We start from the raw sequence: 13,673 nt of genomic DNA, 5'->3' as shown, positions 1-13,673 counted from the left end.
AACCGGTATCGCCGCCCATATGCCGCAGCATTCGTCTTCCACTTTATATCCGCCCGCAAACCATGACCGCCACTCCTGAAATCCTTTACCGGCAAGCCGCCGCCCTTTTGGAACAATCCAATACTACCCAAGCCCTGCCCCTGTTGCAACAGGCGGCAGAGCAGGGATATACGGAAGCTGCTTTTGTATTGGGCAATCATCTGCTGCAAAACGGTCATCCGAAGCAGGCACTTCCATGGTTGGAAGCTGCCGCTGCCCAACGCCACCCCAAGGCACTCTTTACCCTGCTGCAACAACGCGAACACAACGGCACCCCGACCGGACAGCTTCTTAACGACTACGCCTGGCTGGGTGAGCAAGGTCACCTCGAAGCCCAATTAATCCTCATGCGTTACCACGCGCAACGCAACGATCCACAATCCCTCTACTGGGCGGAGCTTGCCGTCGCCCGATATGCTGCGCCTGCGTATTACCATCTGGCACGCCATCATCAACGCCAAGGCGACGTTGAAACAGCCATCGAACAATACGAAAAAGCGGCCGTACTCGGTGTGACTGCCGCCTGTTGGCAACTCGGTCAAATCTACTTCTACGGCACAGGCATCAGCCCCAACCACGCACAAGCCGAACAATACCTCGAACAAGCCGCGCAAGCCGGCCACATTGCCGCACAAACCCTTCTGGCCGACCTTCTTGCCGACCAACGCCGACCCGAAGCCTTAGAATGGTATCGTCGTGCCGCCGATAAAGAACAAGCGGAAGCACAGGCCAAGCTGGCCCAATACGCCCTGACCGGCGAACTTTCCGAACGCGATCCGTTCCAAGCGGCGCGCTATGCCAAAGCTGCTGCCGAGAAAGACCATCCCGAAGCCCTGAAAATCATGGGCGACCTCTACCGCTACGGCCTCGGCATTAAAGCCGACAACCATATCGCGCACGATTACTACCACCGTGCCGCCGCGCTGGGTTCTGCCGCCGCCGCACAAAAACTCATCAGCGACGCCGCACTGTACCATCCGCAACAATACGAACAAATCAAAACTGCCGCCCTGCAACAGCAACAAACCGAAACCATCTACCGTTTAGCAGAAGCCCACGCCATCGGCCGTCCCGCCGACTACAATGCCGCGCGCAAAAATTACATGGAAGCGGCCGAGTTCCATCATAAAAATGCGGCGGCAGCCTTAGGTCGTATCTACCATTACGGCCTCGGTACGGCGCAAGACCCTCGGGCGGCCGCCCACTGGTATGCCATCGCTGCCGAACAAAACCACCCTTCCGCCCAATACCACCTCGCCTGTTTTTACTATCACGGGCAAGGTGTAATCTGCCATGTTCCGACTGCCTGCTACTGGCTGCAGGCCGCCATCAGCAACGGCCACACTTCGGCCGAATCATTAACATCCCTATTAGAACAATGGCGCCGCGAAGCGCACCATGCCATCGGTCAAAAGGCCGTCTGAAAATATTTACACTCGCATTTTTTGACAATCTTTAACTATTCCCCTAATATTTGCCAGTTATTTTTCACGGACACGTCATTGTTTTCATTTCTTTCTGAAAACACCTTGCCCGCGCATCAATACCATGGCGCCCGGCGGATAACGCCAAGCGTTGAAACACACTGCATCCGGAAAGAAACGGATACTCGGAAAAACATTTCTAGGAGGTGAAACAACATGGAATGGGAATTCAACAGTTATTACACACTGATTGCCGCCACGCTCGTGTTGCTGGTTGGTAAATTTCTGGTTCAAAAAATCAAATTCTTAAGAGACTTCAATATTCCCGAGCCGGTCGCCGGCGGTTTGGTTGCCGCTATCGTCCTGTTCGCCCTGCACGAAGCCTACGGCGTCAGCTTCAAATTTGAAAAACCGCTGCAAGATGCGTTCATGCTTATTTTCTTTACATCCATCGGTTTGAGTGCCGACTTCTCCCGTTTGAAAGCGGGCGGTTTGCCTTTGGTTATCTTTACCGCCGTGGTGGGTGCATTCATCATCGTCCAAAACTTTGTCGGTGTCGGCTTGGCGAGCGCATTGGGCTTGGATCCGCTGATTGGCCTAATTACCGGTTCGATTACCCTGACCGGCGGTCACGGTACCGCCGGTGCATGGGGTCCTGACTTTGAAAGCAAATTCGGCCTGACCGGCGCAACCGGCTTGGGTATGGCTTCCGCAACATTCGGCCTGGTATTCGGCGGTTTGATCGGTGGTCCTGTTGCACGCCGTCTGATCAACAAAATGGGCCGTAAACCTATCGTCAAAACTGCCAAATCCGACGACAACGATGCTACTGATGACATCTTCGAACAAGCACAGCGCACCCGCCTGATTACGGCTGACTCCGCTGTCGAAACGCTCGCGATGTTTGCCGCATGTTTGGCTTTTGCCGAAATTGTCGACGGCTACGACAAAGCCTTCTTCGACTTGCCTAAATTCGTATGGTGTCTGTTTGCAGGCGTGGTCATCCGCAACGTCCTGACCGCAGCTTTCAAAGTCAATATGTTTGACCGTGCCATCGACGTATTCGGTAACGCCTCCCTGTCCCTCTTTCTGTCTATGGCTCTTCTGAACCTGAAACTGTGGGAATTGACCGGTCTGGCAGGTCCTGTGACCATCATCTTGGCCGTACAAACCGTCGTGATGATTCTGTACGCAACCTTCGTTACCTATGTCTTCATGGGTCGCGATTATGACTCTGCCGTATTGGCGGCCGGTCACTGCGGCTTCGGTTTGGGTGCTACCCCGACTGCCGTTGCCAACATGCAGTCCATTACCCAAACTTTTGGCCCGTCTCACAAAGCCTTCTTGATTGTGCCTATGGTGGGCGCGTTCTTTGTTGACTTGCTCAACGCCGCCATCCTCTCCGGCTTCATCAGCGTCATCAAAGGCTGATACGTCCGACATAGAAAAGCACTTGCCGCATTTACTTGCTGCAAGTGCTTTTGTTATGATAAGCACGTCAGGCCGTCTGAAAGGCCGTCATCTTCAGGAGTACCCATGTACAAAAAAACCGCTTCCGTATTGATTTTAAGCACGATTCTTCTTGCCGCATGCAGCAAAGAAGAGCCGAAAGCCGCGCTTGATTGCGCCCAACCGGCCACACTGCAAAACATCCGTACCACCATCGAAGACACCCTCAAACAACAAGCGCGCTCCTTTGCCCGCAATGACAACCGCCAATTCGTCGATGCCGACAAAATCATCGCTGCCGGCCTCGAATTAGAAACCCTGCTTGAAGACCCCAAAGAAACCGAAGACAACGGCAAAGCCATCTGCCGTGCCAACCTCAAAATCCGCATTCCCGACACCATCCTCAAGACGGCCATAGACAACAGCCCACTGATTTACGGCAGCACCCCGTTGTCCGACATGCTCGAACAAAAACTGATGGGCAGCAACCTGACCTTTGAAAACAACACGTTCAGCACCACCCTGCTCTACACCCCTGATAAAGACGGCAAACCGGTTTTCGAAGACAACACCCTGAGTTCCACCGCCCAAACCCTTTCCGCCACCCTGCTGCCCTACGGCGTGAAAAGCATCGTCATGATAGACGGCAAGCCTGTATCCAAAGAGCAGGCCATCAAGCTGCTGCAAAACCAAAACGCGGAAGAACCGCCGACTGTCAATCCGCAAGACATCCTTGAAAATAACGCCGCCAGCCAAGCCGTCGGTTTGACCGATGATGACGACGATTCAGACTACGAAGTCCTGCGTCCTGACCATGAAACTCCGCGCAACGAGCCGCCCGGCCTCAGCCAAAGCGAACTCGACAACGCGCGTGCGCAAAACCGTCAGGCAGACGGCGAGATCAACGACCTCTGGGGCGGCATGGACAGCGATGTCAAACAACAAATCCTCGGCGAACAACGCGCCTGGATTCAAAGCAAAAAACTCAACTGCCAACAAGCAGCCGCGTCCGCAGACAGCGCCGCACAAGCAGAATACCTGCGCCTGCAGTGTGAAACCCGCATGACCCGCGAACGTACGCAATACCTGCGCGGCTATTCCATCAACTAAAACCGATAAGGCCGTCTGAACATTCAGACGGCCTACAAGAAAGCACATCATATCATGCAATACCGAATCCACCGTGAAGGCGATGCCCCAAACACACCCTCTTCAGCCTCCACACCCGTCGACAACTGGGAGCGCAACACCCTGCGCGAAGTCCTCCTCGCCGCCTACCAAGAACAACGCCGCGCCCGCATTTGGCGCAATATCTGGCGCGGCGTCGCCGTCCTCATCTTCCTCAGCCTGATCTTTGGCTTCGCAGAAGAAGAAGGAAAAACCACGAGCATCCAAGCCCGCAGCGAACACACCGCCGTTATCGACCTGACCGGCGAAATCGGCAACGACATCGACGACCAAGTCCAAATCCTGCGCGACAGCATGGAAGCCGCCTACAACAACGGCAACGCCAAAGCCATCATCATCCGCGCCAACAGCCCCGGCGGTTCGCCTGTCGTGTCCAACACGGCCTTTAACGAAGTCCGCCGCCTCAAAGCCGAACACAAAGACATCCCTGTCTACCTCGTTGCCGAAGACATGTGCGCTTCCGGCTGCTACTACATTGCCGCCGCAGCCGACAAAATTTACGCTGACCCTTCCAGTATTGTCGGCAGCATCGGCGTGATCGGCGGCGGTTTCGACTTTACCGGCCTGATGGACAAAGCCGGTGTCAAACGCCGTCTGAAAACCGCCGGCAGCAACAAAGGCATGGGCGACCCTTTCACACCTGAAACGCCGGCGCAAACCAAAATCTGGGAAAGCATGTTGGGCGATATCCACCAAGAATTTATCAAAGCCGTCAAACTCGGCCGCGGCGCAAGGTTGAAAGACAAACAGTATCCCGACGTTTTCAGCGGCCGCATCTATACCGGCAAAGAAGCCAAACAGGTCGGCCTGATTGACGACTTCGGCAACATTTACAGCGTTGCCCGCGATGTCGTCAAAGCCCCCGATCTGGTCAACTACACGCCGCAAGACGATTTCAGCAAAATGCTCAGCCGCCGCTTCGGTGCGGAAGTGAAGGCCAAAGTCAAAGAAACTTTGTCTGAAATTTGGTAAACCAAAAGGCCGTCTGAAACCCAAAACATGGGGCTTCAGACGGCCTTTTTATATGGTTTTTAAAATAAAACGCTGATTATTGTCCAAACACTCATCGGCCTCATCAAATCGGCAGGCAAATATTTCCTGATGATGCTTTTATGGGAACACATGACGCCTGCAAACGATTAAACCTCCACATTTCAGACGGCCTGTTTCTGCATATTGTGCGCCATATCAAGCGCGGCACGGACGGCGGTAATCAGGCTGCCGGAATCGGCTTTGCCCGTGCCTGCCAAGTTCAAGGCCGTACCATGATCGACGGAGGTGCGGATAAAGGGCAGGCCGAGGGTGATATTCACGCCTTCGCCGAAACCGGCATATTTGAGTACCGGCAGCCCTTGGTCGTGATACATGGCGAGGACGGCATCGGCATCTTTGAGCAAAAAAGGTTGGAACACGGTATCGGCCGGATAAGGGCCACGCGCGTCTATGCCCTCGGCCTGCAGGGCATGAAGTGCCGGAATAATGGTGTCGATTTCTTCGTGTCCCAAATGGCCGCCTTCGCCGGCGTGGGGATTGAGGCCGGTAACGAGGATGACCGGATTGGCTATGCCGAACTTATGGCGCAGGTCGTGTTCAAGAATGCGGACAACCGACTCGATTAAAGGCTTCGTGATGGCGGCGGAAATGTCTTTCAGCGGCAGATGGGTGGTCACCAACGCCACTCGCAGGCCACCGCCGGTCAGCATCATGACGACTTGTTCGGTATGGCTTTTTTCGGCGAGATATTCGGTATGACCGCTAAAAAAGCCGTTGCCTGCATGGGCATCGTTGATGATGCCTTTATGCAACGGCGCGGTTACCATACCGGCAAACAGGCCGTCTGAAATGCCTTGATACGCCATATCCAGCAGTCGGAGGACATACGCAGCATTGGCAGGATTGAGTTCACCCGCCCGACACTCGGCATCTAAAGGAATATGCAGGACTTCGAGTTCGCCCTTGGGCAACAGATCAGCCGCTTGGGCTTGAAAGTCGCGCAGGATGACGGATTTGCCGAGCTGTTCGGCCCTTTGCGCCAACAGGTTTTTGTCACACAAAACAATGGGGCGGCAAGGAAGGTCGGTGAAAGCCAAATCAAGGCAGATGTCGGGGCCGATGCCGGCCGGTTCGCCGGAGGTGATGGCGAGAATGGGAGCAATCATGGTGTTTCTCGGTACGGTTTGCAGTATTTAGACAACATCAGGCAAAATGCCTGCCCTACTTTTGCAGATTAACACAAATACAAAAAGGCCGTCTGAAAACAGTTTTTGCTTGGTCAAACTGTTTTCAGACGGCCTTGGCTGTTTACCGTTTTACACTTAAGAACGGCGGCCGATCATGCGGTATAAAACGTCGTGGCCTTGAATGCGGTGAACAACGACCATGGCAATGTGGCCGGCGACAAGCGCGAAGAGCAGCCAGCCGAGTTTGCCATGCGCCATATTGCCGAGGTTGGACATCCATTCGATTTTTTCAGGCGAACCCTGCATCACTTCGACACCGAATACTTTCAATGGGCCGCGGCCGCCACCGTATTGGCGGATCATGCCGATAACGGGAACGGCGAGCATGAGAACGTAAAGGGCAAGGTGGCCTGCTTTGGCGGCAAAGCTGTCGGCGGCAGGGCGTTTGGACGCATTGAGCAAAGCCCAAACAATGCGCATGGCAATCACCAGCAGCGTGATGAAACCGATGGATTTATGCACGCCGAAGAGCGATTTGACCCATTCTTCGCCATCGTAGATGGTCCAAACGGTAATGGTGGAGAGGATGCCGATGAAACCGAGTACGGTCAGCCAGTGCAACGCGCGCGCGACGGCATCGTAGGTTTGTGGACGTGTAGCGGTCATAATGTTTCCTTGTTTTTGATTTGTTTGGTTTTTTGAATCGGCGGCATTGTAACAAAAATGTCCAACCAATTATGTTGCCTTTTTGAAGAGACTTCGTAAATGTTTGGAAAATTTGAAGAAACGGCGGTTTTATCCGTCAGGCTGCCCGGGCCGTCTGAAAACAAGGGCAGGAATACCACCTTCTATGCCGAACTCGGGCTAAAATAGGCGTTTTTATTCTCGGGTACGCATCGATGCAGGTTTGGATTCGGCGGTTTGCGCTGTTGCTTCTGCCTTTAAGTTTCTTAGCGGTCATGGTGGCCGCGCCTTTGCTGTCGCTGGCGTTTTACGACGGCGAAGGCGCTTGGGCGGAAGTGGTGGCTGATGACTATATGCGCCTGCGCTTGGGCTGGACGGTGGCGCAGGCAGTTTTGACCTGCGTCTTGGTCACGGCTTTGGGCGTGCCTGCGGCGTGGGTGCTGGCGCGGATGGACTTTGCCGGACGGCGCACGGTTTTGCGCCTGCTGATGCTGCCTTTTGTGATGCCGACCTTGGTGGCGGGCATGGGCGTACTGGCTTTATTTGGCGCACACGGTATGCTGGCTTCAGGTTGGCAGGACACGCCGTGGCTGCTGATTTACGGCAACGTGTTTTTCAACCTGCCGGTTTTGGTGCGCTCGGCGTATCAGGGATTTGTGCGTGTGCCGCAGGCGCGGTTGCTGTCGGCACAATCTTTGGGCGCGGACGCGTGGCGGCGGTTTGTCTGGGTCGAATGGCCGGTGGTGCGCGCGTGGGTTGCCGGCGGCGCGTGCCTGGTGTTTTTATATTGTTTTTCAGGCTTCGGGCTGGCCTTGCTGCTCGGCGGCGAACGTTTTGCGACGGTGGAAGTGGAAATCTACCGGCTGGTGGCGTATGAGTTGGACATGGCGCGTGCGTCGGTGTTGGTGTGGCTGGTGTTGGCGGTCACGGCGGCGGCAGGCGGTTTGTATGCGTATTGGAGCAGGCGCGTGACTGTGGATAAGTCGGTCTCGCCTTTGCCTCCACGTGCGCCGATATGGGCTTGGGAAAAATGGCTGACAGCAACGGTATTGACCATGTTGGCAGTGTGCTGCCTGCTGCCTTTGGCGGCGGTGTGGCTCAAGGCGGTATCGGCAGGCTCTTCGTGGTCGGTTTTGTTTGAAGCGCAGACTTGGGCGGCTGTGTGGAACACCATCCGTTTCTCTGCGGCAGCGGTGGCGGCGGCGACGGTTTTGGGCGTGCTGTATGCGGCGGCGGCACGGCAAATGGCGTGGTTGCGCGCGCTGATGTTTTTGCCGTTTATGGTGTCGCCCGTGTGCATCGCATTTGGCGTTTTGCTGCTCTATCCGCAGTGGACGGCTTCGCTGTGGCTGCTGACGGCGACTTACGCGCTGTTAGCGTATCCGTTTGTGGCCAAAGACGTACTGGCCGCGTGGGACGGTTTGCCCAAAGATTACGTGGCGGCGGCGCGTACTATGGGCGCAAACGGTTTTCAGACGGCCTGTTATGTAACCGCGCCTTTATTGAAACCTGCCTTGCGGCGCGGCCTGACTTTGGCTTCGGCAACGTGTATCGGCGAATTTGCGGCCACATTGTTCCTGTCGCGCCCCGAATGGCAGACGCTGACCACTTTGATTTACGATTATCTCGGACGCGCCGGTGCGGACAATTACGGACGGGCGATGGTGTTGACGGCGGTATTGACCGCTTTGGCTTTAACGGCATTTTTGCTGGTGGACGAAGCGGAAGGGCAAAAGACCGTCTGAACGTGGTCTGCTCAAATTCCCTTCACTTTCACTACACTCTTGCTGCGCCTTGTATCGAAAATTGATTGAATCCGCTATATAATTTGTTCTTGACCGCATTCAACACGATCTATCATGACCGACTTAGAAACCAAACGCCTTGAAACCCAAGCCATGCTGGACAATGCCGATTTGCTGTTTGATCAAGAACAATGCCGCACGGCCTTGCAAAAAGTTGCCGACGACATTACCCGCGACTTGGGCGACAAATACCCTTTGCTCCTGCCTGTAATGGGTGGCGCGGTGGTGTTTACAGGGCAGCTGCTGCCGCTGTTGCGCTTTCCTTTGGACTTTGACTACGTCCACGTTTCCCGCTACGGCGACAAACTCGCAGGCGGTACGTTCAACTGGAAACGCATGCCCGACCCCGAGCAAATCAAAGGCCGTCATGTAGTCGTTTTGGACGACATCCTAGACGAAGGCCACACCATGGCCGCCATTCAGGAAAAACTGTTGGAAATGGGTGCGGCAAGCTGCCGTGCGGCCGTGTTTGCCAACAAACTGATCGACAAAGAAAAACCGACCAAAGCCGATTATGTCGGTTTGGACGTGCCCAACCGCTACGTCTTCGGTTACGGCATGGATGCCGCCGGCTGCTGGCGCAACCTCGGCGAAATCTACGCCTTAAACAATAAATAAAACAAAGGCCGTCTGAAAAATCTTCAGACGGCCTCAACCCCCATGCTAGGAACACATCATGATAGGTTTGTTAATCATTACACATGAAACCATAGGTGAAGCCTATCGCGGTTTGGCCGACCATTTCTTTCCCAACGGCTTCCCCGAAAATCTCCACATCCTCGGCGTACAGCCCGACGAGGATCAAAACGACATCATCAACAACGCCATCGCCGCATTACAGGAATTTCCCGACAACCGCGGCGTACTGATCATGACCGACATCTTCGGCGCAACCCCGTGCAACGCCGCACGCCGGCTGGTGCGCGAAAACAAATCCGCCATCCTGACCGGCCTCAACGCCCCGATGATGATTAAAGCCATCCAATACTCATCACAAGCCGAAAACCTCTCCGACTTCACCGAAACCGTCAAAGAAGCCGCCATCCGGGGCATTTTCGCCATTACATCCGCACCTGAAGACCTGGTGTGCAAAGAACACGGCTAAGGCCGTCTGAAAACATTCACTTTACGAACATTACATTTAGGGGACATCCATGCTCAAACAAGAAATCGAAATCATCAACAAACTCGGCCTGCACGCGCGCGCCTCCAGCAAATTCACCCAAACCGCCTCCCAATTCCAAAGCGAAGTCTGGGTCACCAAAAACGGTAACCGCGTCAACGGCAAAAGCATCATGGGCCTGATGATGCTGGCCGCCGCCAAAGGTACCGTGATTGAGCTGGAAACAGAAGGCGCAGACGAAGCCGCCGCCATGCAGGCGTTGACCGACCTCATCAACGACTACTTCGGCGAGGGCGAATAATGAGCATCGTCCTACACGGTGTAGCCGCGGGCAAAGGCATTGCCATCGGCCACGCCCACCTCATCACGCGCGGCACAACGGAAGTTCCCCAATACGACATTGATCCCGACAAACTCGATGCCGAAGCTGCACGTTTCGACAACGCCATCAAAGCCACGCGCAAAGAATTGGAACAACTACGCGGCGCGATTCCCGAAAACGCCCCGACCGAATTGGGCGCGTTCATTTCCCTGCACCTGATGCTGCTGACCGACGTCACCCTCTCGCGCGAACCCATCGACATTTTGCGCGAGCAGAAAATCAACGCCGAATGGGCATTGAAACTGCAAAGCGACAAGCTTGCCGCCCAGTTCGACAGCATCGACGACGACTACCTGCGCGAACGCAAACAGGACATGCTCCAAGTCGTCCGCCGCATCCACAACAACCTTGTCGGCCAGAGCAACGAAATCAACCTCGCCGGCAACCTGTTTGACGACACCGTCCTCATCGCACACGACCTCTCGCCTGCCGATACCGTATTGTTCAAAGAGCAGCACATTACCGCCTTCGTAACCGATGCCGGCGGCCCGACCAGCCACACCGCCATCTTGGGCCGCAGCCTCGACATTCCTTCCGTCATCGGCCTGCACAACGCCCGCAAACTCATCACCGAAAACGAAATCGTCATCGTCGACGGCATCAACGGCGTCCTCATCATCGATCCCGACGAAGTCGTCCTCAACGAATACCGCCGCCTCGCCCGCGAATACCGCAGCCACAAGCGCGAACTCAACAAAATCAAAAAAACCGCCGCCACCACAGCCGACGGTATCAACATTGAGTTGCTCGCCAACATCGAATCCGCCGAAGACATCAAAGCCCTGCACAACTTCGGCGCAGACGGCGTCGGCCTGTTCCGTAGCGAATTCCTCTACCTCAACCGTGACAACATGCCGACCGAAGACGAACAATACGAAGTCTATGCCGGCATCGTCAAAAAACTCAAAGGTAAAAACATCACCATCCGCACCGTCGATTTGGGTGTCGATAAAAATCCGCGCTGGTTCGGCCAAAACAGCACGCCCAACGGCAGTCTCAACCCCGCGCTCGGCCTGACCGGCATCCGTTTGTGCCTCGCCGAGCCGGTCATGTTCCGCACCCAAATGCGCGCCATCCTCCGCGCCGCCGCCCACGGCCCCGTGCGCATGATGTGGCCGATGATTACATCCATTTCCGAAGTGCGCCAATGCCTTATCCATCTGGACACGGCCCAACGCCAACTGACCGAACGCGGCGAAACCTTCGGCCCGGTCAGCATCGGCTGCATGATCGAAATCCCGTCCGCCGCCATGACCGTCGGCAGCATCCTCAAGCTCGTCGACTTCGTTTCCATCGGCACCAACGACCTGATTCAATACCTCTTGTCGGTCGACCGCGGCGACGACAGCGTCAGCCACCTCTACCAACCCGGCCACCCTGCCGTCCTCAAAACGCTGCAACACATCATCCGCACCGCAAACCGCATGGAAAAAGGTGTGTCCATCTGCGGCGAAATGGCCGGCGATACCGTCTTCACCCGACTGTTGCTCGGCATGGGCTTGCGCCGCTTCTCCATGAACCCCAACAACCTGCTTTCGGTTAAAAACATCATCCTGCACAGCCACACCGGCCATCTTGAAAACGACGCCGCCAAAATCCTGCGCTGCGAAGACCCGGAAAAAGCCGAAAAACTGATTAAAATCCTCAACCAAAGCGAACAGGCGGAATCACAGGCCGTCTGAAATTCACAAAATATCCGAAACCGACACAAGGGCGTATTGAACACGCCCTTTTTATTCGTCCCCATTTTTAGTTTATGCCCGATTCTCCCTCAAGCCCCCTTCTTCCCTATTTCGCCATTTCAAAAATCAACCTTTTTCACTTTTTCCAAACACTGCTTACAGGCCGTCTGAAAAATATAGGGCGCAAGTGAAATAAAACTTTTATGCCCACACCAAAGGCCGTATGAACCCTGATTGCAAGGTTTCAGACGGTCTTGTTTTCAACCGAGTACCTTTTATTTTTTTGCAATAAAAAACCCTTTACCGATCCATTCCAGCTACTGCCCACTATGGCTTTAGGTACCCCATATCATTCCTTTTTACTAGGTCTTCAGTACACCAAAGCCCTATATAAACACTATCCCTTCGTTTTAATGATGAAACTTTTTATTTCGAAATATGTCTATCTCTACATTCACTTGAAAAAAGATTCAATATCTTGTAAATTTATAAAATGATAGTAATTATCATCATAATTAAAGGAATGATTCATGAGATTTACGCAACTTTCTGCTTTGATTGCCGCCGCCGCTTTATCAGTCAGCTCCGTATCCGCTTTTGCCAAACCCGTTCAGCTGACCGATATCCTCGGCCGTAAGGTAACTGTCGACCTGCCTGCCAAGCGCGTGGTGTTGGGCTTCTACTACCAAGACTACATGGCCATCGGCGGTAAAACCGCGCTGGACAACGTCGTCGGTTTCTCCAAAGCAGTTTGGGCCGACTGGGCGCCGCCAAGCTGGGCGGCATTCAGCAAAGCCGTGCCTAAACTGAATCAGCTGACCGACGTGGGCGAAGTGGAAGTCGGCACTTTCTCGATTGAGAAAGTATTGGCGCTGAAACCCGATTTGCTGGTTTTGGCCGAATGGCAATACAAGGCTTTGGGTTCCGATCTCGACCGCATCAACAAGGCCGGCATCCCCATCGTCGTGTTGGACTACAACGCGCAAACAGTGGCCAAACACGTTCAATCGACCAAACTCATCGGTACATTGACCGGCCAGCAGCAAAAAGCCGACAAACTGGCGGCAGACTACAAACGCGTTGCCGACACCATCCAAGCGCGCGTGCAAAAAGCCAACCTGCCCAAGCCTAAAGTCTATATCGAGTTCGGCAACAAAGGCCCTGCCGAACACAGCGTTACCTTCGGCAAGAGCATGTGGGGTTCGATGGCGACACTGGTCGGCGGCAACAATATCGCCGCTTCTTCGGTCGAATTCTACGGCCCGATCAATCCTGAAAAAGTCCTCGCCGCCAAACCCGACGTGATCGTGATTACCGGCCGCGAAACCGAATTGAAGAAAAACCCTGCCGCCATGGTGATGGGCTGGGGCATTCCAAAAGCCGAAGCGGAAAAACGCCTGGCAGGCTTTGCCAAACGCGCCGGCTGGGCAAACCTGCCTGCGATTAAAAACAACCGCCTCTACGCCGCCTACCACGCTAACTCGCGCACGCTGTCCGACAGCGCATCGATTCAGTTTATGGCCAAAGCGATTTATCCGCAGTTGTTTAAGGATTTCAACCCTGAAAAAACCTATTTGGACTTCTACCGCCAAAACCTGCCCGTCGTACCGAACGGCACGTTCTACCTCTATCCGAAAGGACAATAAGGTAGTTTAGATTTTCAGACGGCCTTTTCTTTTAAATCGGAAGGCCGTCTGAAATTTTTGCGGAAGAAAAA

12 protein-coding genes are annotated in these 13,673 nt (G+C 54.5%); 10 read left to right on the top strand and 2 right to left on the bottom strand.

The genetic code is table 11. The features are described 5' to 3' along the window. The first annotated feature begins 62 nt into the window (after nucleotides 1-62). The 4 genes from TW89_RS02185 to TW89_RS02170 all read left to right on the top strand — a co-directional run bounded on the left by TW89_RS02185 (nucleotide 63) and on the right by TW89_RS02170 (nucleotide 5,072). On the top strand, nucleotides 63-1,463 hold the full coding sequence (locus TW89_RS02185) for an SEL1-like repeat protein (protein ID WP_128580410.1): 1,401 nt from the start codon (nucleotides 63-65) through the stop codon (nucleotides 1,461-1,463). A 216-nt stretch (nucleotides 1,464-1,679) separates the two neighbouring features. Then, entirely contained in the window at nucleotides 1,680-2,894 is a 1,215-nt protein-coding gene (gene gltS / locus TW89_RS02180) for a sodium/glutamate symporter (RefSeq protein WP_128580409.1), read from the top strand. Nucleotides 2,895-2,999: 105 nt separating this feature from the next. Then, the gene (locus TW89_RS02175; protein ID WP_128580408.1) at nucleotides 3,000-4,022 is read left to right on the top strand and encodes a lysozyme inhibitor LprI family protein; all 1,023 of its coding nucleotides are present in this window, start codon (nucleotides 3,000-3,002) and stop codon (nucleotides 4,020-4,022) included. 54 nt (nucleotides 4,023-4,076) lie between these two features. Continuing rightward, nucleotides 4,077-5,072, top strand: a complete 996-nt coding sequence (locus TW89_RS02170; RefSeq protein WP_128580407.1) for a S49 family peptidase — start codon at nucleotides 4,077-4,079, stop codon at nucleotides 5,070-5,072. Nucleotides 5,073-5,254: 182 nt separating this feature from the next. Here TW89_RS02170 and pdxA read toward each other — a convergent pair whose 3' ends face one another. Next, entirely contained in the window at nucleotides 5,255-6,259 is a 1,005-nt protein-coding gene (pdxA, locus tag TW89_RS02165) for a 4-hydroxythreonine-4-phosphate dehydrogenase PdxA (protein WP_128580406.1), read from the bottom strand. A gap of 156 nt (nucleotides 6,260-6,415) precedes the next feature. After that, nucleotides 6,416-6,946, bottom strand: coding sequence for a cytochrome b (locus TW89_RS02160; RefSeq protein WP_107723860.1), 531 nt, complete (start codon nucleotides 6,944-6,946; stop codon nucleotides 6,416-6,418). A gap of 233 nt (nucleotides 6,947-7,179) precedes the next feature. Here TW89_RS02160 and TW89_RS02150 point away from each other — a divergent pair, with 233 nt between their 5' ends. The 6 genes from TW89_RS02150 to TW89_RS02125 all read left to right on the top strand — a co-directional run bounded on the left by TW89_RS02150 (nucleotide 7,180) and on the right by TW89_RS02125 (nucleotide 13,602). After that, nucleotides 7,180-8,709 (top strand): ABC transporter permease, encoded by a 1,530-nt coding sequence (locus TW89_RS02150; protein WP_128580405.1) that lies wholly within the window; start codon nucleotides 7,180-7,182, stop codon nucleotides 8,707-8,709. Nucleotides 8,710-8,823: 114 nt separating this feature from the next. Further along, a complete protein-coding gene (locus TW89_RS02145) occupies nucleotides 8,824-9,387 on the top strand; it encodes a hypoxanthine-guanine phosphoribosyltransferase (RefSeq protein ID WP_128580404.1) in 564 nt (187 codons plus the stop codon). 58 nt (nucleotides 9,388-9,445) lie between these two features. After that, nucleotides 9,446-9,874: a PTS sugar transporter subunit IIA gene (locus TW89_RS02140; protein WP_049344952.1), complete on the top strand. Its 429-nt coding sequence runs from the start codon at nucleotides 9,446-9,448 to the stop codon at nucleotides 9,872-9,874. Between the two features lie 49 nt (nucleotides 9,875-9,923). After that, complete coding sequence (locus TW89_RS02135; RefSeq protein WP_003683718.1) at nucleotides 9,924-10,193, top strand: HPr family phosphocarrier protein; 270 nt, start codon at nucleotides 9,924-9,926, stop codon at nucleotides 10,191-10,193. Next, on the top strand, nucleotides 10,193-11,956 hold the full coding sequence (ptsP, locus tag TW89_RS02130) for a phosphoenolpyruvate--protein phosphotransferase (protein WP_128580403.1): 1,764 nt from the start codon (nucleotides 10,193-10,195) through the stop codon (nucleotides 11,954-11,956). The genes TW89_RS02135 and ptsP overlap by 1 nt, the downstream gene beginning before the upstream one ends. Before the next feature lie 530 nt (nucleotides 11,957-12,486). Beyond that, nucleotides 12,487-13,602: an ABC transporter substrate-binding protein gene (locus TW89_RS02125; RefSeq protein WP_070873682.1), complete on the top strand. Its 1,116-nt coding sequence runs from the start codon at nucleotides 12,487-12,489 to the stop codon at nucleotides 13,600-13,602. The last annotated feature ends 71 nt before the right edge of the window (nucleotides 13,603-13,673 follow it).

It is taken from the genome of Neisseria flavescens (genome assembly GCF_001618065.1).
Lineage (GTDB): Bacteria > Pseudomonadota > Gammaproteobacteria > Burkholderiales > Neisseriaceae > Neisseria > Neisseria flavescens_A.
This window is presented reverse-complemented; position numbering and strand designations above follow the sequence as displayed.